Source organism: Arthrobacter sp. TMN-49 (genome assembly GCF_054511095.1).
Genome location: NZ_JBTNDH010000001.1, coordinates 233,584 through 254,110 on the forward strand (window position 1 = coordinate 233,584; position 20,527 = coordinate 254,110).

The following is a 20,527-nucleotide window of genomic DNA, read 5'->3' on the forward strand; positions in this document are numbered from 1 at the left end:
ATGCCATTTCCATAGTCGGCGCATCGATTGTTACCGGGTGAGGGTGCGGGCCACAGATTTCTGGTCCCGTCGGCTAGCGTGGCCAGTCCGTCCATGAGGTACAAGCCCGGCGGTGACACAATGATGAAGTGTCAACCAACAATTCGCTGATCTCACTTCTGGGCAGGGGAACCAACCCTCCCCAGTTGCAGCATGTGCGCAGGATCCCGGCCCGGCAGGCTGTCAATGCGCCGTGGCCCGCTTGGGTCCACCCCGATATTGTCAGCGCGTATTCGTTGCTGGGTGTAGCAGAACCGTGGCGGCATCAAGTGGAAGGAGCCAACGCCGCGCACAGCGGTCAGCACACTGTCATCGCCACGGGCACCGCATCGGGGAAGTCTTTGGCATACCAGCTTCCTGCCCTCAACGCTGTTCACACGGCGCAGCTAAGGGTGAACGAAAACCCTGGCCTTCTGGAGACCGAGGGGGCTGTTGCCCTGTATCTCTCCCCGACCAAAGCACTAGCGGCGGACCAGCTGGCTGCGTTAAACTCACTGCATTTATCTACGCTGCGCGCCGCCACCTATGACGGCGACACTGCCCCGGCAGACAGGCGTTGGATTCGCGACCACAGTAATTTTATCTTGTGCAACCCTGACATGCTCCACTTTGGGGTGCTGCCAAACCACACCTGGTGGGCCCGATTCTTTAGGCGCCTGCAATTCGTCGTCATCGACGAAGCCCATAGCTATCGGGGCGTTTTCGGCTCCCATATTGCTGTTTTGTTGCGCCGATTGCGTCGTATTTGCGCCCACTACGGGTCCTCCCCCACGTTCATCGGGGCCTCAGCCACCTCGGCTGATCCCGGAGCTTCTTTCTCTCGCCTCATTGGCGCCCCTGTCACCACTGTTACCGACGATTGCTCCCCGCACGGAGCCACCACTGTGGCGTTGTGGGAGCCGGAGCTGACGGATTTTTCCGGTGAAAACGGAGCCAAAACCCGACGTACAGCCATAGCTGAAACATCGGATTTGTTGGCCAATCTTGTCTCTTCCCATGTGCGCACCATTGCTTTCATCAAGTCGCGTCGCGGTGCAGAAACGATCTCGACGGTGACTAAGCGGCTTTTGGAGGATGTGGATCTCAGCCTTCCTTCGCGTGTTGCCGCCTACCGTTCCGGCTATCTTCCGGAAGAGCGCAGGGAGCTGGAAAAGGCTTTGCGCGCCGGAGATCTCCTCGGAATTTCGAGCACCTCAGCATTGGAATTGGGCATTGACATCTCCGGCCTCGATGCGGTCTTGGTGGCCGGGTGGCCGGGCACCCGGGCATCGTTCTTTCAACAAATCGGCCGTGCAGGGCGCGCAGGTCAGGACGCCCTCGCCGCCTTTGTGGCCAGCGACGACCCCTTGGATACCTTCCTGGTGCACCATCCCGAGGCCATTTTTGATCGGGCCGTGGAGGCCACAGTCTTCGACCCGGCCAACCCCTACGTTCTGGGCCCGCATCTGTGTGCGGCCGCTGCCGAGTTGCCCATCACGCATCAGGATTTGGCGATTTTTGACGCGAGCACACCCGCCTTGTTGGATCAGCTGGTAGCCCAAGGATACTTACGCAAGCGGCCTGCCGGCTGGTTCTGGACCCATCCTCAAAGCGCCGCCGCAATGGTGAATCTTCGTGACGACGGCGGCGGACCCATCAATATTATTGAGGCTGACACGGGCGCCCTGCTGGGCACCATGGGCTCGCCCCAGTCCCACTACCAAGCCCACACCGGAGCCGTTTACGTTCATCAAGGGACAAATTATGTTGTTCTTGAACTCAACGAGGCGGAGCACTGCGCGCTTGTCCGCCGCGGGACCCCTGACTTTTACACCACAGCCCGGGACGTCACCCAAATTGAGGTGCTCGAATCGATCAGACATGAGCTGTGGGGCCCCGTCGAGATGCACTTTGGCTCAGTGCTGGTACGCACCCAGGTGGTTTCCTTTCAACGGAAGGCTCTCATCTCCAACGAAGTTCTGGGCGAGGAACCTCTCGAACTCGAGGCACGGGATCTTTTCACCAAGGCCGTGTGGTTCACCATGGACAACGCCACCATGCTTGCCGGTGGACTCGTGGAACCACAGTTTCCGGGCGCCTTGCATGCTGCCGAACATGCGGCGATCGGCTTGCTACCGCTCGTCGCCTCCAGCGACAGATGGGACGTGGGCGGGGTTTCCACAGCCGTCCATGCCGACACCGGCCAACCAACTATTTTTGTCTATGACGGGCACCCCGGCGGAGCTGGCTTCGCCGAGCGGGGCTTCGATATGGCCCGCATCTGGCTGCGGGCGACGATGGAAGCCATTGAGGCTTGCGAGTGTCCCTCCGGTTGCCCATCCTGCGTGCAATCACCAAAGTGCGGGAACAAGAACAACCCTCTGGACAAAGCCGGGGCCGTCCAGCTACTCAAGGTCATACTCAACAACGCCCCTTAGCGGGTACCCGGATGACGTGTTCCTGGAACTGCCGTATCCGGGGGGCGGTCCGGCCCTGGCACGGCCGTACGCTGACCACGGCATTGACGTTTGGATGGCCACGTTAACCTGGACCGAGCCGGCCCCGACAAGCCTGCATTCCACCAAGGTGGCCCCATGGTGTGCCGACACGTCGGCGGCAACCTGGCAGGGAACACCTGTGCTGAGGCCCCGGTAAGCGTCAGCTGCCGCAAGCGCAGCCAAGTCCGCCGCGGTTGCGGCTTGGCCAGCAGCTACTGCGGCCTGGCCCAGCCACATCACCATTGCCGTGAGCAACAGCAAGGCCAGCGCCAGCGCCGCAGCCAACACAGTCCCGGCACCTTCCTCAGCCGACGTCACGGTCACCACCCAGTTGCGTCACAGTGCCCGCCGAACAAACGGCTGCACGGAACTGGCAGTGGGGCACCTCGACCCACCTCCACAACGATGACTTCGACGCTGCTGCCTCAATCCTTGCACTGGCCTGCGCCGACTGGGTCCAAGGAACAAGGCCTGACAAAACCCCCTCCACCTTTCCTTGAACGGTGACTGTGGCGTAGCCTCCGGAACTTGCCAGAGAAGCCGTGACCCGTTCCCCCGCCACCCGGGAAACGAGTTCAAGAACTAGGGCTGTGGAGTCGCCACGAGCCAGGGCTCGGGCACCTGCCCTAGCACCCTCTTCCAGTCGCAGTTGCAGCATCCCGGCGGACACGCTGAGCAGCAGGACAGCCAAGAGGGCAGTGATTGCAGGCAACACCACTGCGATCTCCGCACTGACGGATCCGCGTGTGCTCGCTACGTTTCGCCAGCTTCCGGGCTTGGCCAGGCGCGGCTGCGCAATGCGCACTACATGGTGGTGCGGCGGAGATGACGGCATGGCACTCGTCCCGGTTCTCGGTTCCCTTTGGCAGCTAAAAACTCAAGGCTGTACGAATGATGTTCAGAAGGAATCCACGCACTTCATCACTTTTGAGGATCACCACCAACAGGCCGGCAAAGCCCACAGCCGCCACCGTTGGCGACTAATGGCATATTCGTAAATGAAAATTCACTCGGGAGAAACACTCCATTTTGTGATACTCTTCGAGCCTAAATGAATCCCGCTGGGGCCGTGACTTAGAAGCACGGGATTTCTTCACCCAGATATGTAGCCGGTCAAAGCACCCGAAGCGTGGTGGGGAACCGGAAGATCTCCAACAATGGAGGCTTCCGATGGATGCTGCTCTTTTAACCCCAACGATCGCCGATGTACTCGACGACTACGATCTTGCGCTATATAACTTCGGTGCGATCACTAGGAATTACCCGCACACAGCTAGTCGTCGAGTGGAAGTCGACCGCAAAGATTGTGGTCATTTACCTGCCGCGCAGACCATGTACGGAACTCGGGCCCGTAGTGCCGACCTTGCTGAATATGAGCGCCCGATCAAGTCGGTCGTGCAACTGAACCCTACGGTTGCGAATGAAGCCTCGAAAGTGGCCGAGGATGATGCTGCTGTCATCGCCCGCGTAGTTGCCACGTTTCCTCCGCTTTCACCAGAACAGCGAGAACGCCTTGCGGTAATCCTGGGTGGTGCCTCATGACCGCACTCGGAAACGCCAGGGACTATGCCGATGGCTTCGTCTACTTTCAAAGCTGTATCCGCCGCCCGACGGAGATCGACGAGACCATGGCACGTCTGCGCGATCTCCTCCTGCTGCGCACGGCTGTCAGCGAGTTTCTCCGCGAAGAGGTGGGTCTTCTCTCCTATGAACCGTCACCGGCGACGGATGCACTCCTCGCGCAGCTGCTTCAGGATGTATCTGAAGCTGACACAGAGATGTACCAGAATCTGACGGCACAACTGGCGTCTGCCCCGGACGGTGGTGACGGTGAGTTAAGCATCAAGGCCAGCAGTCATGCCTTTTCTTCGGCCTAGCCGCTTCCATCAACATGAAGTGGGGAACTGAAACCGCCACTGCCAAGGAACCACATGATCATCAACACCAGTCAGAACACCGGGTTCGTGAGGAACGCACGCCTAGGCGTCCGCGAGGTGGTCCGCCAGCTCAACAGCGGATTTGGGGCGACCCTAGTTGCGGGTCTGACCGGCTGCAAGGATCCGCGCATAAGCTACAAGTGGGCCCGAGACACTGGTCCGGAGCCGAAGCTGGCCGCCGTGCCGCGACAGCTGTTGGCCCTCCGGGCATGGATCGCCGTGTCAATGAACGAAGGTGAGCATGTTGCTCGGCTGTGGTTCATCGGCGCCAGCCCCTGGTTGGACAAGATCTCGCTCATCGAGGCGATCAGCAAGCTCGATGCCAAGAAAGTTATGAACGCCGCCCAAGCGATGGTCGAGGACCACTTCACCGGATGAAGCGCGTCGGCGTTCCCTCGCCAAATATCGTGCACACCTTGAGCCGCGTGCGCACTGCCGTGTGATGGCATTCGCTCTCCGCTAGCGACCTTGTGACGACAATTCGTGAAAATGAACCGCGCTGGAGTTGACTTTGCAATCACCTGGCTCCACTCTTGTATTTACAAGACCAATTCAAGACGAAGGAAGCCATGATGACGGAAGCACCATTCGACCGGGCACTTGTCGCCGCGCTCGTTCAGGCAAGTCGCGCCTTCGCCGACTCCTTAGAAGCAGCCCTCACACGGAGCAACAGTCACGTCGACCTTTCGGGCTCGAGCTCCGCAGAGTCAACTTCAGCAACAGCCGCACTGACCCCCACCTCAGGCGCCCTCTGGGACCCTTTGACATCGCCGATCAACGAGCTGCCGTTCTCGCCGAAGGTTCAGGGATCCCTCGAACAGAGAAAAATGAAAGACCTTGTCTATCTGTCGGCTATCTGGACCATCAACGTCCGCGAGGCGCGAGGCGCCACTCCAGCTGAAGTGCGAACTTATGCAATCAAGGCTGGCTACAGCAGTGCCCGCGGCGTCACCGCATGGTCTAAGGGTAACGGCGGAACCTACAACGACGAGACGGGGCGTTGGATAACGTCCGCCGGGAAAGAGTGGGTGAATGACCGCGCACAGGAATTCGGCCTTAAGCTCCCGATGACCTGACCAGTAGGCGACCATCGACGCAAGAGCACAAAGGATCAGACTGAGCCGGATGATCGTGGCGAAAGGTAGCCCCGCCGTAGTCATGCACCGACATGATGGGGCGGTACGGGGTGCGGGCCGGGGAACATAGCCGCGGCCGGAGTGGGCGGGAGTACAGCCGGCCAAGCTGGCGATTGTCGATGTTCTGAAGCTGGGACGGGCGCCGGGCGAACGAGGCCCCCTCTGCCAAGTGTGTCGCTGATTCAGAGTGAATGCCGCTCGTGCGGTCACTCGATCTCCGTCCATGGTCACAAAACTGCGGGCTAGGATCCCGAGGAGGTGGTCGGCAGCATACGTTGCGGCTGCACGACAGCCATCAAAGAGCGGCAACCGGCATGCGTGTCGGTCGCCGCCTCCGATTCTGAATGCCGTGAATTGGCCCATGAACCTGAACTCCAACACGTCGCCACAAGATGAAACGTCATGAAACCAAACCCTCATCGTCAGGTTCCTCTGACGGGTCGTGGACGTCGTCCAGCCAGGCGAATGCTGCAGCTACTGCATCTTCGTCAGTCCTGAGGACGCGCAGTCCCGTGCGTGCAAGCGAGTAGAGCTGGTCGACCCAGGCCGAAGCCAACTCGACGTTGCCTCCCGGGTTCAGCGACAGGCTAGGAATGAGGTGCATTCCGTGGAGAACATTCAAACAGGGCTCCATCGCGTGCGTTTCGACTGACCACCACTCCGAGTGCACGACTCCACTAGAGAGCGAGTACGCCTGCCGATAGAAGTCCAACAGACCAGCTTCATCAGCCATGGCACGGATCGACTTGCCGTCAGCGAATGTGTCTCGAGTGTCGACTGTTCGGTGGTCGAGCACATCGTGATTGTGGCTGAGACGCTCGAGTTCGTCGATGCTTTCGCGAAAGCCTGCGGTTCGCGCCTCGTCGGGCAACTCGTCTGAGATGCGCGCGTAGAGCTTCGCCTTGCCGGCTCCATATTCTTGGAACTGCCTATAGATGGTTAGGTCCTGCTGCGACATCCAGTGGAGGTAGATCTTCGTCTCCACCAACATGCGCCCGATGTGAGCGCCGTGCTCCAGGCACCACAAGTCGGGAGCGCCCAGCACCACCACGAGATCGCGCCCGGCGCGGGACACAAGTCCAGAAACAACCTCCTGCCGTTCGTTTGCGAACAGGTGGGACGGGGCGGTCTCCAGCGCCTCGACGAAGCTACTCAGGACATCCATCGTGAACTGGCGAAGGTTCTCCCCACCCTCGGGCATGGGACTAGGCTTAGCTTCTTCGGAGCGAACAGACGATGCAACCTGCCCGGCCGGTTCGCCGGAGGCTGATTCCTTGGGGCCGTCGTCGGGGTTTTCGACGTCCCGCTTCCGAATACACCTGGATGTCATCGAGTTCGTTCCCCAGAACACGCGTGCCCATTTGATCGCTTCATCGAAGTGGGTCGGATCATCAACCTGCACCATTGCCTTGTGTGCGCCCCACATCGCTCGCACGGCCGAGTCAGCTGCCGCACGCTTGGAGGGGTCACCTGGGTAGTCCTTCAATAGGTCGATCGTGGGGCCACTCGATCTGAACGTCCCTGCCTGAACGGTGCTCCAGGTGCGGAAGCATTTCATCAGCGCTTCACGATGGCCGTCCCTCATGACCGAGATCAGCGCGTCCAGAACCAGGTCCAAGTCCGACTGCTTCGGTGGTGCCACCTCAATGTCGCCGACAAGCCAGGCAGCCGGCCGATACGGGTACGAGGCCAGCGCACTGCAAACGCCTTCAGAAAGCAGGCCATACCGGCCAGCCTCGTCGACGACGATCCCGGAAGCGTCAGGAAACTTCGCGGCCAGAGCGGCCAGGTGCGAGAGCCGTCCGTCCAATGCCTCTGCGACCCACGCAATTTCTCCATGGTGGGCGAGCCTTTCCTGTACGGCCTCCTGCCACTTCACAAACTGCCGGAAGCTGTCATTGCCTTGCTCCGCCAATACTAGTGCGGGCCAGAGGAGATCTGGGAAGTCGTCCTTGAGCCAGTTCTCCAGAACCAACGCTCCGGTCGCTGCGAGCGGGGACTTGAACACGCGGCCCTTTCTTACATGGCCAGACATAGGTCCCGAGTGTTGGTTTGGCTTCTGGAGGTTCATGTCCGAAATCTACCTCTTTGATCCGACTCAACCGGCTGACTTCACTATCGTGTCGCTAGACCACCGTTCGCCCAGAACTCAACGATCCTCCCTGGCCGGTGGACGCAACAGGCATCCCTAGTGGCGATGGTGTTCTCGTGGGGCGCGGAACGACTTGCGGAAGCCCTACGAAAAGTCTCCGGATCCACCTCCGTAGCGTTCCGCAAAGGAGTTCCGCAGCCGTTTCGCCCTGAAATCGCAAGGAACTGCTCCGAATAGGGCGGAACTGCGGACGGAACCCCACTACTTCTCTTCTGTTACCACTTATGAAAATAGACGCAATTAGGAAGATGAGAGAAGTACTGGGAAAAGTTCCGCACTTCCGAAGTCAATCGTTCCCATGAACGCCATACCTCTCCTGCCTGACCTAGCTTGCCAGAGGGAGAGTCAGCACTCGACCCGACGCTCCAGCGATCACGCTGAACGCGATGCCTCGAGCAGAGCAATCGAGCGCCGGATCGCCAACATCTGTTCTTGCGCTCTCTCCAGTTCTTCCTTTGCCTGGTTCGCGCGCCAGGAGGCTTGACTGAGATCCCGCTCAAGCTCGGAGATCTGCTCGTCGACATTCATCCGGTCACGAAGCAGTGCATCGAGAGGCACGTCGAGCACTTCGGCGATGACCACTGCCTCGTCGAGCCTGACCGCACGCTCATGCTTCTCGATTCGGGTGATCGCGCTTGCATCGACCTTCTGGTCCAGCACTTCGGCGAGGCGTTCGGCTAGAGCAGCCTGGCTGAGACCGGTACGACCTCTCTCCTCACGGAGGCGACGGGCGAACACTTGGCCTGGCAGTACGTTCATGACAGCTCCTTCTCGACAAAGAATGATTTCATGCGATAATTACACCACATGCTTAACTTATTGCATTTATCACATTAAATCGTTAGGCTGTAAACACGATCACGACAGATCGTCCCACTGCACGACCGGTAGCTCGGCGGCAGCCAGGGAAACACAACAAGGGCTGGTCCCGACTGCGACGTCGAGGACCCAAGCGCACGGCCGATGGCTAGCCGGCGTGGGTGACATATGTGCCGCTGCGGAGCTGAGATGCCCGCAGCCGTGGCCAAGGCGTGAAGAGCGCCGCCTTGGGACACGCGTAGAGCGCATAACACGACCTCCCGAGGTGCCACCCATCATGTCTGTCACATCCACCGCCGTCATTGAGCCGCAGCTGCTTGATCTACGCGACATTTCCGCACTTGGCTACGGCACTACCCAGACCATACGTACCCGTATTCATCGGGGCGAAGTGCCCGCCGTACTCGTCGGAAACCGATTCAAGATTCGCCGCGAGGATCTCCACCACCTCGCCAAGCCCGTTGGCCCCGCACGGTCGTCCGCTGAAGATGATCTCAACGCCCTCTTCAAGCGCATCGTCGAGGAATTCCCTCGCCTGAGTGCCAACCAGAAGGCCGAGCTCGGCCAGTTGCTTGCTTCTGCCTGCCAATAAGAAAAGCCCCGGCGAACCGGGGCTTCACTAAGATTCTCACGATCCGACAAACGAGTTGCAGCTCGTGTATATGTCGAAAGGACTACTCCAAATATGTCAGATCACACCACCGAATTACAAGCCCCCTCAACGGACAGCCGGAAGCCGAAAAAGGAGTCAGCTGCACAGCAGCTCATCGAGTTGGCTCGGGACTGCTACGACCTTGGAATCGACACTGATGGCAAGCCGTTCGGCGTCCGTAAGGGCGGCCACGTCGCCCGGCCGCTGACCGGTAGTAAGCGTTCGATCCGTCAGGAACTAGGTGGCCTCTTTTGTCGAGCCTTCGGTCGGCCAGCCTCGCAAAACGCGCTGACCGAGGCCCTGGCAGTATTGGAATTCGACGCAAACGAGCAAGGGGAACCTGTAGAGCTCGCCCTCCGCAGTGCGCGCCCAACCGACACCGAGTTCTACATCGACATGGGCGACACAACCGAACGGGTCATTCGAGTAACGCCCGCAAGCTGGGAGATTCTCGACGGCAACGTCAACATTCCGGTTGTGTTCCGCCGGACCAATTTGACGGCACCCCTGCCGACTCCTGAAGTTGGTGGCGACCTAAACCGACTATGGGAGTTCGTCAACATGCCCGGGACTGCCGACCGGCAGCTAATCATCGGCTGGCTGGTCGGCGCACACCTGCTCGTCGGACTACCTTGCCCAATCCTCGCTATGTTGGGCGAGCAAGGCACCGCAAAGACAAGCAGCGCCCGATGGATCTTCGCTCTGGTCGACCCGACCTCGGCACCCGTTCGCCGCCCACCGAATGACGCAGACCGTCTCCTGCACGCGGTACACCACTCACGAGGCACGATCTTCGATAACCTGTCCTCCATTCCGCGCTGGATGTCCGACGCCCTGTGCCGCTGTGTGACAGGCGAGTCCGATGTAGACCGATCCCTCTACACCGACGCAGACGCCCGTGTCATTAAGGTGCAGGCAGTCCTAGGCTTCACGGGCATCGACGTCGGTGCTCTGGCCGGCGATCTCGCCGAACGCTGCGTGTGGGGTGACCTCGGTGTCATCCCGGCATCCGCACGGCGTTCCGAACGTGAACTCAATACCACGTGGCAAGAGGCGTATCCGTCGATGCTCGGCGGCCTCCTCGACCTTGTGGTCATGGCCTTGAACGCTTTACCCAAGGTGAACCTGGTCGAGAAGCCGCGTATGGCGGACTTCGCGGAAGTACTTGCCGCACTCGATCTCGCCACCGGTTCCCGAGCCCTGGAACACTACACGCGCGCCCAGGAGTCTATCGCCGAGGAGATCGTCGACACCGACAAGTTTCTCGGAGCAATCACCACAATGGTCACAAAACGCTGGGCCGGCACAGGCAAGGAACTACACGGATTCCTTCCCCGTCCTGCTGACGACAAGTACTGGCCCGAGGCACGGGGTATCAGCGGAAAACTGCGGAGGTCAGCACCCGACCTCCGCAAGTCAGGGTGGACTGTCGAGGAGATTCGGCCCGACCCGGCCAGCAAGCGTCCCAAGACATGGGTGCTTGTACCTCCGGAAACCCACATCACCGACGCGGAGATCGCGACTGTACAACTTGTCCAGGAGATGCACACACGGGACGTGGAAGCGTGGATGGCACGTGTTCGCTCAGACGGATCCACTCCAGACTGCGAGCAGGACCATGTCTCGCTCCTCCGGGGCGGGTCCAACTTTGCGTGCCGCAACCCCCACTGCAGCACCCCCAAGTGGAAGCGTGAATACGGACCGTTTTTCGAACGGTCCAAAGCCATCGACTCAAGGCTCTTCGACGAGCTCAACCGGCTGGGGCTGGCACTTCCCGACTTCAACCGGCTAGTTGCTGAGCGCACCTCAGCAAGTCTGGAGGAACTGTGATGAGCACGACCATCGATCCTCGATCCTTGTTTCCACACTTCTATACCAACGCGGCGGTTAACTGGCTGGAGGAACACCCACGATGGACGGTCTCCGGTCGGCTGGGAGACGACATCAATTCGACAGGGAAAGCTCCGATCGATATCAGGGCGCTATTTGATAGCGGTAAGGTCCGTGGAGCGTGGGCAGTCGACGACAACTGCTTAGTCACGCTCGCCGAGCTCACCCAGAAGCTTCCTGGGGCGGCGAACGCAGCGTTCTACCTGCGAGCCCAAACCGACGGACTGCTGGTGATCGACATTGAGCCAAGTTGTCCCGCAGAGATCTCCGCGAATATTTTGGCACTGCCAGGCATCCTTTACGCCGAGACGTCTATGTCGGGACGTGGGTACCACCTTGTCACGGGGCTGCCGGAGGACTTCTACGAACACCGCGCCGCGGCCAGCAGGAGGGTACTGCGGGAAGCCCATGGCTGGTACGAAATATTACTCGACCACTGGGTGACCTTCACCCGCCAGCCGATCAGTAAGAAGGTGATGACTTATGCCCAGAACATTGACCTGGCGTCAGCGCCGTTCGCCTCGGTGGCCGATCTGTACGCCTCGTTGGCAGTGACCGTGAAAACTACGAGCGCCGCATCGACAGTGGTGAGTACTTCAGTCAAGGTCCCTGCGATTAAGGGCAACCGACAGATCGTAGAACGGACGCTTGCCGGGGCCTCGTCACGGTTCAAGACGCTTGAACATTTCGGTGGCGACAACTCCCGCTTCGAGTTCTCGATGCTCGGCGTGCTCCATCGAGAGATGCGTGGCCATCTGGTCCGGTTCGGCTTCATGCAGAGAACCACGTATTCCGAGAGCGATCAAGCATGGCTGATCTACCAAGCAGCGCTGGAAGTCCTGCCGAGTCGTCCGAAGCACAACGAGCAGCGCAATGGCCGACCGTTTCTACTCGACCGCGCCGCCGCGATGGTCGCATCGGCGTAGAGCAATCGATGAAACATCACTATCCACGTGAATGGAGACAGATCATGAGCACCACTTCCCTCCCGTTGGGCCTCGCCGAACACCAGACAGTAAAGGAGGATCAGCTGGCGACTATCCAAACCGGGCGAGTCTTCCGCGACAAGAAGCTTGCCTGGGCTTCTGCTAGGACAGCAGGGACGCGAATCGAGTCCGGATGCCCTGCATCGATTGGTGGATGTCTTGAGTCGCCTGTGCGAACCCTCCCGAGAATCTCCAGACTCCCCCGGAGGAACCCGATATGGACCCGACTCCGACCTCCTAGTCGGAGCCACTTGCTCAGAAAAGATTGGATACTTCCGTCGCGGATTCTTTCGGGGCCGTGCCGTGGCCTTCGTTCAGCGAAGCGGCAGCCCAGTGGGGTGACGCGTAGCTGTACGGCTGGCAAAACCACCACTCAGCGCGAGCTGATGGGGGCTTTTGCTTGCCCACGCAGTGGGCCAGCCCCGCAGGGCGCCAGACAATATTCGAGGCACGAAAATATTGTCTTTATGGCGCTAAAGAAATTCTGCTGCCTTGAGAGCGAAGCCGAGGCTCAAGGCAGCAGAATTTCTGCGACGGCACGGTGTTGGGAGGGGCGCAGCCAGAGGCTCCCAACACCGTGGTGGCGTACTACCGCACGCACAGGGAGCGCGAAGCAGAGGCTCGCTGTGCGGGTTAGTGGTGACCAGTGAGCGAGAACATCGGCAGGGTCGGTGCGGACGTGCGTCACCTTCGGCACGGTGCAGAGGGCACACGGTCAGACCGGGCATCATTGCTCCACGAGTCGATGCGGGAGCTCGATCCCCAGGCGGCAGCATACTTCGCCGCAGTAAACCCCAACATCGTGGCCGCTGACACGCACAGGAACATCGCCATGATTAACGACGGCATGGGTGGATTCCGGCGTCCGAAGACGAAAGAGGAGGTGCTGGACTACGGTGATGGTCGGATCAACAATGTGCATCGCAAGATCAGTACCAGGTCGTTCGAGACGACATTGATCGTTATCCATTTGCCCAAGTCGATGTGCGTGGAGGTGCCAGGCTTCTACCCGGTGGTGGACAAGGATGGGGTCCATCAACTGGATCGGGAGGGTAATCCCCGGGTGAAGTCCCGCTGGATAGCTCGTGACCGTGATGAGGCAGTTCGCTTCTTCAATGACGCGTTGACCTACTACGGCAATGACGTGCTGACAGGCGGCGTGGATGCCATCCACGGATTCGACATCAACTTCGACGAAGCTACTCCGCACGTCCAAGCAATGGCCGACACGTTCGCGCCGGACCCTAAGCACGACGGCAGCCTCCGTGTTGATGCCTCCCGCATATGGGGAAGTCATCCTGAGGTGCGCGACGAGAACGGAAAACAGATTGGCGGCAGCCGGAAGATGCGCCAGTACCAGGCTGGACTCCGTCAGCGGATGCACGATCTTGGGTACCCCGTTGAACTCAAAGTCGATCCGACTCGCAGCATGTCGAGCCAGGGGAAAGAAGAGTACATCGAGACCCAAGACAAGTTAGCCGAGATCGCCCAAGGCGAGGAGTCTCTTCAAGTGGGGCGCCGGCGGCTCAACATGGACCTACAGGACCACAAGTATCGAGATGCTGCCGTGGGCCGTCTCCTGGCGGATGCCCACATGAAGCACAACCAGGCCGATGCTGAACTCGAATGTCTGCCTGAGCTGCGGTGGAAGGCTCGCCAGGAGGGCATTGCAGCAGGCCAGTCGGATCTGGCCGCTCGCGAAGCAGATATTGATCGACGTGAACTCGCCATCGTGCTGGAACGCGCTGAGATGGCTCAGAAGTCCGAAGCTGCTCAGAGAGCCCTCGACAGTGCACGAAGGGCGCAGATCGCGGCTCAGACCGCCAGGAATGAACTCGAAGCCGAAGTCCAGCGGCTGAAACGGTACCCTGCGGACTACGACCGGTTCCTGGATACAGTGATGAAAAGTGGCAAGACGCTTCGACCGATGTTTGAGCGCTCCGTGATCGCGAATCAAATAAGTCGTGGGGAGCGGGTGCAAGGCGTCATCCAACGGCACTCAATGGTGTTGGACACGCCTTTGGATGACAAGGATGCTGGCCCTTCGCTTTCATAGCGACCAGATCATACGGAGTCTGGGGAAATGTCTGTGTGATCGGCACGGGGGATGCTGATGGGAACGAGCTACGGTGCGACACGCGGGGTTCACACCCACCGTGCAGCGTGGCATCCACGCTGCACGGCCGTATCCGTTCGTTTACGAGCAATAGCTCTCCATTTTAGTTTCGTCCAACATGCAGGATCGGAAGTGTGAATAACCAGCCGTCCCAGATTGAGCGTCGAAGCCTCATAGGGTCGACTCGTGAACCACGTCGAACACCCTGAAAATCTTGTAAAGCTCCTGGAACTCCTGTTGAAGGCCCACCGTAAGAACTGGCTCTCCAGCGATGGACTCGTGGCGTGCCTCAAACGAGAGTTGGCCACCGCAGACAACGAACCCACCACTTCGGTTCCAACCAAGTCTCGGAATTCACACATTGGTGGCGAGTTTCCCCGCGCTACGGCTGCGAAGTTAAGCCCCGCGGCAATGCTCGCTAGGAAGATCAACCTACTGCTGGTCGCGATCATGTCCGACTCGGGGAAGCCGTATGACTACCCGGCGGTACAAGATGGTGCTCAGAAAGTGGGGGTTGACCTCTCGCGCACCAGGTGGCAGAACATGAAAGCAGGAAAGGAAAGCAATACGCCGAAAAAGTATCTACTTGCCCTCGCCGCAGTATTCGGTATCGACCCGGACTATTTGGTCCGGGAAGACGGCGAGATTCCGGAGCAGGTCAGGGCCGAGTTGCGTCGATCCCAGATCCAGCGGCGCGCCGAGGTGCGCCTTTATGCCGCACGTTCTCTGGAAATTCTGGATCCAGAAGCTCTCGAGGCGATAACGGCGATCCTTGCCGAAGTCAGTTAGAGGCAAATTCCCACAAGGGCACCCCCGGTAACACGCCACAATGGAAGCACCAAGGAGGACGACGATGGCATTCAGCCGAGCATACGACCCAGAAAACAGAGATGAGGTATTTGATACTTTGCGTCGCGAGATTCTTGCTGCCCAGGTAAAGGTGACACTGGACGAGGAACTCAATCGTCCGACATCAGATACTGTGAAGCGCTTGGCCGGCATGAAACTGCCGCCGATCGTCAAGGTGAACAACTATGTCTGTGGTGCTCAGATCTGTGCCGTCACCCGGAATGCTCAGGGTATCCGGGCGGGGCGCGGCCACGCGGTGCCGGCCGTCGAAGTGCGACATGACCTTGACCCAGATGGCTGATCAATTGGAACTTTGAACTTTCGAGACCAAAGACTGGCACGAGTCTGGGCGTGTTGTCCTGGCCCGGCGTTGGCCAGATCATGCCCACTATGCGCCCACAAGCCGCCCAGGGGCCTCAGCCCACAAAACTGTGGCCAGATTCTGGCCACGATTGCGCAGCAAACGGGCTGAGTTTGGGCTTTCCTAGTGTGGCTGGTCAGTTTGTGGCCACGAAGTGGCCGAGGGTGGGCTGATTGTGGGCTGGCAGGGATCCGCGTACACAAAGGGGCTTCCGCTCTGAGTTCACCTATGATTCTTAGAGCGCTCATCATGACCATTGGGGAAGAAACATGACAGATCAGATTGACCCGACGACAGCAGCTGTCCGGGCAGCTCAGCAGCAGAGGGTGGATGCAGCTTCGGCCAGCGACGAGCGCTACAAGAACAAGCTGACTGCGGGTCAGTCACCGTCGCAGGCACACCAGGTGTACCTGACTGAAGGCCGCGCGATCGACGCAGACTTCGAGCGCACGGTTGAACCGTGGAGGCAGCATTTCATTGCGTCCCATCCTGGTGAGCCTCTTCCGGATTTCCTGACACCCGGGTTTCAGTCATTCTCAGCTCGGCAACAGAGCGTTGCTGTGCCTCAACCGAAGAAGAGTGGCCTGAGATGGCTGCCCTTGGTCGGCGTCGGCATCGTTGGGCTTTTCATCATCGGCGGCTGCGCCTCGATGTTCGCGAGCTCCAGCCCGTCAAAGGAAAACAAGACAGTCGTGTCGGTGATGACCGACGACGAGAAGTTCATCAAACTCGTGCGTCAAGAGACCACCCTTCCGCAGATCAGTGACGCTACCCTGATCAAGTTGGCGAAGTCCGCATGTGCAAGCTTGTCCAACGGAGGAAACACAACTGAGGTTCTGATTGCAGTCATGGACAACATCCCCAGCGGCGATCAAGAAGATGTCATCAAGACCGTGGGCTTCGGCATAGCCGCCTTCTGCCCCGACCAGTCATCAAAGGTCAGCCGCTAAGAACACCCAAGACCATTCAGCCGGCCGTCTCAGTTTTCCCTGACCTGAAGCACCATTCCATCGGTGACGGATGCTGAGATGAGACCAGCCTTGGTCTTGGAATCGGGGTGGTCATGGGTCGACAGCACAGCAGCAATTTGCTGGAGGGCAATCCTGGTGCGTTCACTGTTGTCCCTGCCAGCGACATAGTTCAGCAGGACCAGGGCGCCGAACACGCTGTAGTGGTTCCAGAGGAAGTCCACATGTTCGTCGCAGGCTGGCTCCGCGGTTGCCGTGGCGATCGCCACGGGGTCAGTTTCGCCTGGGATCACAACACACGGCACCAGCGCAACTGATTCGTTCCCGCAGCCGGCGACGGTGCAGGTGAGTTCTTTTTTTACATGTTTCATGGGGTTCTCCTCCAGTGATGGCGCCCCGAGCCGGGGAGCACACATCTATCGCCTCACGGTTTTTGGGGCCGTTGGGGGACGGGGTACCGTGTTGCGCATTTTTCTGGGTGGCCACCGAGGAGGATCAAGGTTTGTGCCGGCGGTGTCTCTGGGGGCAAAAAGAAGCCCCACATGATCGGTGGATCATGTGGGGCTTCTGGAAAACTCACCGAGGGAAGTATTCAGGTAACCAAGGCGAGATTCCTTAGGACTACTCTATTCGACGGGCGAAGCAGCTAGACAGCGTCGCCGGCGGTAACAGGCTCCAGTTGCCACTGCCTTACTCCTAGACCCTTGACGAATCGCCAATCACTGCGGCACTTGTCGCAGAAGATCCGCACGTCATGCTCTTGGAACCCAGGCGTGTTGTCATGCTCCTCGATGACTTCACCATCACCACAAGGGCAGTGGTACGTGTAGACCTCAATGGAACCTGCGCCTGCGCCCCATCCGGGGGTGTCGCTTGCGGTGTCACTGATCAGCCCAGTGCGGATACCCAAATCCTCACGTTGATCCGCGGGTGCAACCCCGGCCCACTCTTTGATGGCAGCTATTGCTGCGTCTCGCGCATCGCGGGATGTCGAGACTTCATCCAGGATGTCCAGCAAATCCTTGGGAGCGCGAGCGATCTTGTTGGAGCTGTCCCGGACGCCGGCGGCGTAGTCGCCGGTCACGTCACCGACCAGGTCATCACGACCAGCCTGCTGAATCAGCCACTCATGGAATGGGAACGCCTCAGTCGACGGCGCCGGCCGCTCCCAGCGATCAAGGACAGGCTCCCCGGCGGCACACTGCGCAAGCACTGTTTTGAGGTGAGTCATCCCCGCCGGGCGGTGGTGATGCCCTCGTGGCTTGGGCTGACCAGCGTTGACCATGCGCTTGACGTAGTCATGCTCGGGCTCTGAAATGCCGATCATGAGGTTGAGGCCACCCTCTTGCTCAACCATCGGCAGTCCCAGGGCCGCAGCCGCCCAGATGAGTCGACCGTTGGAGACGAACGAGCAATGAGGCGCAAGGAATTTCTCCGCGGTGTGCTTCAGGGAGTAGCTGCTGACTTCCGGAGTTTCTCCTGGTGCAATGGAAGTGAACAGGCGCAGGAAGTCCACCAACAGCGCCAGTTCGATGAAGTCGCTGGTCTGGTTGAAGCTCCACGCCTTGTCTGCGTAATAGCCGGCTTCACCGAGGATGAAGTCACCACCGTCTGCACCCACGAGAAGGTGGTCTTCGAGGGTGTTGATCAGGTGGCGGGCGCTGATTCTCTCGTCGAGGAATCCCTGTGCAAGAGGTGACTCAACCTGTCGCAGTGCAGTCGTGTAGTTGATGTCAGTGAATGTTGCCCAGGCGCGAGTATCTTGCTTGATCTTGCGATCGCGGGTTTCACGGGGGTCGTTAATGTTGGAGCTCATCTCAATCTTCAATCCGGGCATCGCAACCCACGTCAGCAAGCCCTGTTTGATTAAAGAGAGGTCTCTAAGCAGGAAATGCGATTCTGGATCTGTGGCAGTTGTCTTCGGCGTCGTCGTTACGTGGGAACTCAGACTCAGAGGAAGGCAGACCAGACTGCCTACAACCAATTATACAGGCAAAAAATGGGTGGGTTACAGAAGCACTCTGGGGTTGCGCGGCGGGAGACAGCCGTCCGCGGCGCCTCATTGGCTTCAATGTCGGAGGCCTGTGACAGGCTGGCTTCATGATGTTTGAAGAAGATCGGACTGAGCTGCCTCGGGCCTACGTTGCGCTCCCACAGGACCACCTCTATCAAGACCATGAGAAAGACTTGCTGGGCACTATCCAGTGGTGTGTTGCCCAGGCGGGAGGCGATGCCAGCAAGGTCGGCATTCAGACCGGCCACAAAGATGATCTCGAACAGGATCCCTTGCTTCTTGAATTCGTGGCCATGGGCGCCAAGGTCTATCCAGACTTCCGAGGGAAGATGGCTGATCTGCCGTCTGGACCTGTGTTGATGTACCGCCCACTGGATTCAAACCTATGGGCTCTAGAGAACAAGCGAATGCCGTCAGCCGTGGCAGCATTTGGGATCACGGGACCAGAACATTATGCAGACAGATTCGGCCTTGAGGACATGGTCGGCTGCCAGCCCTGGATCTCCGCCTTCAAACCACTGCATCTGGGTGGACCACTCATCCAGGCCAAAGACCCCATAGTGGCAGATCGAGTTGTCGCCGTGGCGCTAGGCTACTTCACTGGCGCAATCAACTCATCCACGGGACTCACGGACAGCAGAGATCGTTCGACGGTGATCGAGGGGTTGACCAAACTGCGGAAGGCTGGTCACGAGTTTGATCCGAATGACCTCCTTGCCGGCGCCTTGGCCGAAAATTGGCGAGGTGACGCGGCTGTCCAGCTGAGGGACGTAGCCAAAGAGATCAATTCAGGCAAGCGGAAGCAGTTCAGTTCCCGATTGCGTCCCGAAATTGTGGAGATTTGGCGCAGGCAGGCCTTGTCCTCAAATCGGTAGAGAGTTGCTATAGGTAGAATTCCAGCAGAGCCCCACCCTCAGTCCCGCTATGGCGACGGGTGGGGCTTCTCTCATCTGTGGCTAGATCGCCCGCAACTCCAACCCATCGGTGGCACCAGCTGAGATGAGACCAGCGTTGGTCTTGGGGTCTGGATGGCTGCGTGTCGATACCACCGCAGCAAACTGCGCAATCGCTGTCTATAGTGGCTTCGCTGTTTTCGCTGCCAGGATCGAGATCGATCACTGCCGGCGCACCAAAGATTGCGAGAGATTCCATAGGACATACATGTGCTCGCGGCATACCAGGTATCATGTAACTACATAGATACCTCCGGATACCGTCCCTCTGGTCACGAAAGTGACTAGGCACCGTTGGCTAGAGATTGTTTGCAGAACAGCCCGCACTTAGTGCGGGCTGTTCTGCTTCTGGAACACAGCAGTGCAGCCTACTGTTCGGGCGGTTGGTCACTCGTGGTCACCACCATCGGTTTCCTCCACCCCGGCAAGGCATTGTTGAGCGCTTCCAACCGCCAGGGCAGTATCTCTTGGTGAAGTGTCTTGTGGTGCTGTGTGGCCATCCAAATTCCCAGCACATGTTCTACCTCGGTCGTGGTCTTCGGATGTCTAGGTAGGCGACCATGCTCGGCGACGAATTCAACTACTCTGCCAAGCTGTTCACGCCACCGCCGGTCCCACTCTCGCTCCAGATCTGTTGTGATCCAATCTCCAAGTATCCCCATTTCGCGGGCCTTCGCCCATCCCAAGGTCTGGGCTAGGTGCGCATGGCGCTGGTCCGAAAGCCACACGTAGAGAGACGCCTCGCTGTCTTCCGTCCCGTGGATGGTGGGATAGCGGCCGAAGGCGGCGATGAAGTCTCGGAGTTCAGCCAGATGCCTGTGCCACACCTTGGAGGGTCTTTGGGGCGCTGTTGCGCGGGCAGCAGCCAGATCAGGATCAATGGCCCTGCGGCCTTCCAAATGCCGATGGATTGTCCCGATGCGGGCGCCCGTCAGCTCGGCAATTCTGGGGACCGGGAGCCCCGCGGCATACATCCGGTCCCACTCTTCATGGTTTGAGTCAGAGATCTGGGCCATGGGAGTGCCTCCCTAATCGTCGTCGATTGGCCCTAGCCTAGCTGAATTGACTGTCTGGTTTCAGGACATAGTTGACTGCTGTGTCGCGGCATCGTTGACTCTGGTGGTGGCCGCGGAGTTGGCAGATCATTTGATGTGTCGGGACATCGTTGACTCCATGGA

20 protein-coding genes and 1 pseudogene are annotated in these 20,527 nt (G+C 59.2%); 13 read left to right on the plus strand and 8 right to left on the minus strand.

Annotated elements, in window-relative coordinates:
• Positions 1-128: 128 nt before the first annotated feature.
• Positions 129-2,456, plus strand: coding sequence for a DEAD/DEAH box helicase (locus ACX80E_RS01045; protein ID WP_459299663.1), 2,328 nt, complete (start codon positions 129-131; stop codon positions 2,454-2,456).
• Here the strand turns inward: ACX80E_RS01045 and ACX80E_RS01050 are convergent.
• The 3 genes and pseudogenes from ACX80E_RS01050 to ACX80E_RS01060 all read right to left on the minus strand — a co-directional run.
• Positions 2,424-2,834, minus strand: coding sequence for an Rv3654c family TadE-like protein (locus tag ACX80E_RS01050; RefSeq protein WP_459299665.1), 411 nt, complete (start codon positions 2,832-2,834; stop codon positions 2,424-2,426). The two genes, ACX80E_RS01045 and ACX80E_RS01050, sit on opposite strands and share 33 nt — an antisense overlap.
• On the minus strand, positions 2,821-3,351 hold the full coding sequence (locus tag ACX80E_RS01055; protein WP_459299667.1) for a TadE family type IV pilus minor pilin: 531 nt from the start codon (positions 3,349-3,351) through the stop codon (positions 2,821-2,823). Before ACX80E_RS01055 ends, ACX80E_RS01050 begins: the two co-directional genes overlap by 14 nt.
• Before the next feature lie 34 nt (positions 3,352-3,385).
• Positions 3,386-3,490: pseudogene (locus tag ACX80E_RS01060) on the minus strand (DUF4244 domain-containing protein); the annotation flags it as partial.
• 196 nt (positions 3,491-3,686) lie between these two features.
• Between ACX80E_RS01060 and ACX80E_RS01065 the strand changes: the two are divergent.
• The 4 genes from ACX80E_RS01065 to ACX80E_RS01080 all read left to right on the plus strand — a co-directional run bounded on the left by ACX80E_RS01065 (position 3,687) and on the right by ACX80E_RS01080 (position 5,529).
• Complete coding sequence (locus ACX80E_RS01065; RefSeq protein WP_459299669.1) at positions 3,687-4,058, plus strand: hypothetical protein; 372 nt, start codon at positions 3,687-3,689, stop codon at positions 4,056-4,058.
• Positions 4,055-4,393 (plus strand): hypothetical protein, encoded by a 339-nt coding sequence (locus ACX80E_RS01070; protein WP_459299671.1) that lies wholly within the window; start codon positions 4,055-4,057, stop codon positions 4,391-4,393. The genes ACX80E_RS01065 and ACX80E_RS01070 overlap by 4 nt, the downstream gene beginning before the upstream one ends.
• Before the next feature lie 54 nt (positions 4,394-4,447).
• Positions 4,448-4,831 carry a hypothetical protein gene (locus ACX80E_RS01075; RefSeq protein WP_459299673.1) on the plus strand — a complete coding sequence of 128 codons (384 nt, stop codon included), beginning with the start codon at positions 4,448-4,450 and terminating at the stop codon, positions 4,829-4,831.
• A gap of 191 nt (positions 4,832-5,022) precedes the next feature.
• A complete protein-coding gene (locus ACX80E_RS01080; RefSeq protein ID WP_459299675.1) occupies positions 5,023-5,529 on the plus strand; it encodes a hypothetical protein in 507 nt (168 codons plus the stop codon).
• A 460-nt stretch (positions 5,530-5,989) separates the two neighbouring features.
• Here ACX80E_RS01080 and ACX80E_RS01085 read toward each other — a convergent pair whose 3' ends face one another.
• Positions 5,990-7,597 (minus strand): DUF5677 domain-containing protein, encoded by a 1,608-nt coding sequence (locus tag ACX80E_RS01085; protein ID WP_459299677.1) that lies wholly within the window; start codon positions 7,595-7,597, stop codon positions 5,990-5,992.
• A 516-nt stretch (positions 7,598-8,113) separates the two neighbouring features.
• Positions 8,114-8,500: a helix-turn-helix domain-containing protein gene (locus ACX80E_RS01090; protein ID WP_459299679.1), complete on the minus strand. Its 387-nt coding sequence runs from the start codon at positions 8,498-8,500 to the stop codon at positions 8,114-8,116.
• A gap of 337 nt (positions 8,501-8,837) precedes the next feature.
• On the opposite strand from ACX80E_RS01090, the gene ACX80E_RS01095 reads away from it, so the two are divergent.
• From ACX80E_RS01095 to ACX80E_RS01125, 7 genes are all read left to right on the plus strand, one after another.
• The gene (locus ACX80E_RS01095) at positions 8,838-9,152 is read left to right on the plus strand and encodes a MerR family transcriptional regulator (protein ID WP_459299681.1); all 315 of its coding nucleotides are present in this window, start codon (positions 8,838-8,840) and stop codon (positions 9,150-9,152) included.
• A gap of 93 nt (positions 9,153-9,245) precedes the next feature.
• Positions 9,246-11,042, plus strand: coding sequence for a hypothetical protein (locus ACX80E_RS01100; RefSeq protein WP_459299683.1), 1,797 nt, complete (start codon positions 9,246-9,248; stop codon positions 11,040-11,042).
• A complete protein-coding gene (locus ACX80E_RS01105) occupies positions 11,042-12,028 on the plus strand; it encodes a hypothetical protein (protein WP_459299685.1) in 987 nt (328 codons plus the stop codon). Before ACX80E_RS01100 ends, ACX80E_RS01105 begins: the two co-directional genes overlap by 1 nt.
• Positions 12,029-12,734: 706 nt before the next feature.
• Positions 12,735-14,144, plus strand: coding sequence for a hypothetical protein (locus ACX80E_RS01110; RefSeq protein WP_459299687.1), 1,410 nt, complete (start codon positions 12,735-12,737; stop codon positions 14,142-14,144).
• A gap of 246 nt (positions 14,145-14,390) precedes the next feature.
• Positions 14,391-14,993: a hypothetical protein gene (locus ACX80E_RS01115; RefSeq protein ID WP_459299689.1), complete on the plus strand. Its 603-nt coding sequence runs from the start codon at positions 14,391-14,393 to the stop codon at positions 14,991-14,993.
• Positions 14,994-15,057: 64 nt separating this feature from the next.
• Complete coding sequence (locus ACX80E_RS01120; protein WP_459299691.1) at positions 15,058-15,354, plus strand: hypothetical protein; 297 nt, start codon at positions 15,058-15,060, stop codon at positions 15,352-15,354.
• A gap of 329 nt (positions 15,355-15,683) precedes the next feature.
• Entirely contained in the window at positions 15,684-16,364 is a 681-nt protein-coding gene (locus ACX80E_RS01125; RefSeq protein WP_459299693.1) for a DUF732 domain-containing protein, read from the plus strand.
• Positions 16,365-16,393: 29 nt separating this feature from the next.
• On the opposite strand, the gene ACX80E_RS01130 is transcribed toward ACX80E_RS01125, so the two are convergent.
• Entirely contained in the window at positions 16,394-16,753 is a 360-nt protein-coding gene (locus ACX80E_RS01130) for a hypothetical protein (RefSeq protein WP_459299695.1), read from the minus strand.
• A 275-nt stretch (positions 16,754-17,028) separates the two neighbouring features.
• Positions 17,029-18,198 carry a hypothetical protein gene (locus ACX80E_RS01135; RefSeq protein ID WP_459299697.1) on the minus strand — a complete coding sequence of 390 codons (1,170 nt, stop codon included), beginning with the start codon at positions 18,196-18,198 and terminating at the stop codon, positions 17,029-17,031.
• Positions 18,199-18,482: 284 nt separating this feature from the next.
• Here ACX80E_RS01135 and ACX80E_RS01140 point away from each other — a divergent pair, with 284 nt between their 5' ends.
• The gene (locus ACX80E_RS01140) at positions 18,483-19,271 is read left to right on the plus strand and encodes a hypothetical protein (RefSeq protein ID WP_459299698.1); all 789 of its coding nucleotides are present in this window, start codon (positions 18,483-18,485) and stop codon (positions 19,269-19,271) included.
• A 446-nt stretch (positions 19,272-19,717) separates the two neighbouring features.
• Here the strand turns inward: ACX80E_RS01140 and ACX80E_RS01145 are convergent, their stop codons facing one another.
• A complete protein-coding gene (locus ACX80E_RS01145; protein WP_459299700.1) occupies positions 19,718-20,365 on the minus strand; it encodes a helicase associated domain-containing protein in 648 nt (215 codons plus the stop codon).
• Positions 20,366-20,527: the final 162 nt, after the last annotated feature.

Bases quoted from the DNA above. Each gene is read 5' to 3' on its own strand.
- ACX80E_RS01100 (WP_459299683.1), top strand. From the start codon at position 9,246: ATGTCAGATCACACCACCGAATTACAAGCCCCCTCAACGGACAGCCGG.
- ACX80E_RS01120 (WP_459299691.1), top strand. From the start codon at position 15,058: ATGGCATTCAGCCGAGCATACGACCCAGAAAACAGAGATGAGGTATTT.
- ACX80E_RS01145 (WP_459299700.1), bottom strand. From the start codon at position 20,365: ATGGCCCAGATCTCTGACTCAAACCATGAAGAGTGGGACCGGATGTAT.
- ACX80E_RS01095 (WP_459299681.1), top strand. From the start codon at position 8,838: ATGTCTGTCACATCCACCGCCGTCATTGAGCCGCAGCTGCTTGATCTA.
- ACX80E_RS01125 (WP_459299693.1), top strand. From the start codon at position 15,684: ATGACAGATCAGATTGACCCGACGACAGCAGCTGTCCGGGCAGCTCAG.
- ACX80E_RS01105 (WP_459299685.1), top strand. From the start codon at position 11,042: ATGAGCACGACCATCGATCCTCGATCCTTGTTTCCACACTTCTATACC.
- ACX80E_RS01055 (WP_459299667.1), bottom strand. From the start codon at position 3,351: ATGCCGTCATCTCCGCCGCACCACCATGTAGTGCGCATTGCGCAGCCG.
- ACX80E_RS01135 (WP_459299697.1), bottom strand. From the start codon at position 18,198: ATGAGCTCCAACATTAACGACCCCCGTGAAACCCGCGATCGCAAGATC.
- ACX80E_RS01080 (WP_459299675.1), top strand. From the start codon at position 5,023: ATGATGACGGAAGCACCATTCGACCGGGCACTTGTCGCCGCGCTCGTT.
- ACX80E_RS01130 (WP_459299695.1), bottom strand. From the start codon at position 16,753: ATGAAACATGTAAAAAAAGAACTCACCTGCACCGTCGCCGGCTGCGGG.
- ACX80E_RS01075 (WP_459299673.1), top strand. From the start codon at position 4,448: ATGATCATCAACACCAGTCAGAACACCGGGTTCGTGAGGAACGCACGC.
- ACX80E_RS01090 (WP_459299679.1), bottom strand. From the start codon at position 8,500: ATGAACGTACTGCCAGGCCAAGTGTTCGCCCGTCGCCTCCGTGAGGAG.
- ACX80E_RS01140 (WP_459299698.1), top strand. From the start codon at position 18,483: ATGATGTTTGAAGAAGATCGGACTGAGCTGCCTCGGGCCTACGTTGCG.
- ACX80E_RS01070 (WP_459299671.1), top strand. From the start codon at position 4,055: ATGACCGCACTCGGAAACGCCAGGGACTATGCCGATGGCTTCGTCTAC.
- ACX80E_RS01065 (WP_459299669.1), top strand. From the start codon at position 3,687: ATGGATGCTGCTCTTTTAACCCCAACGATCGCCGATGTACTCGACGAC.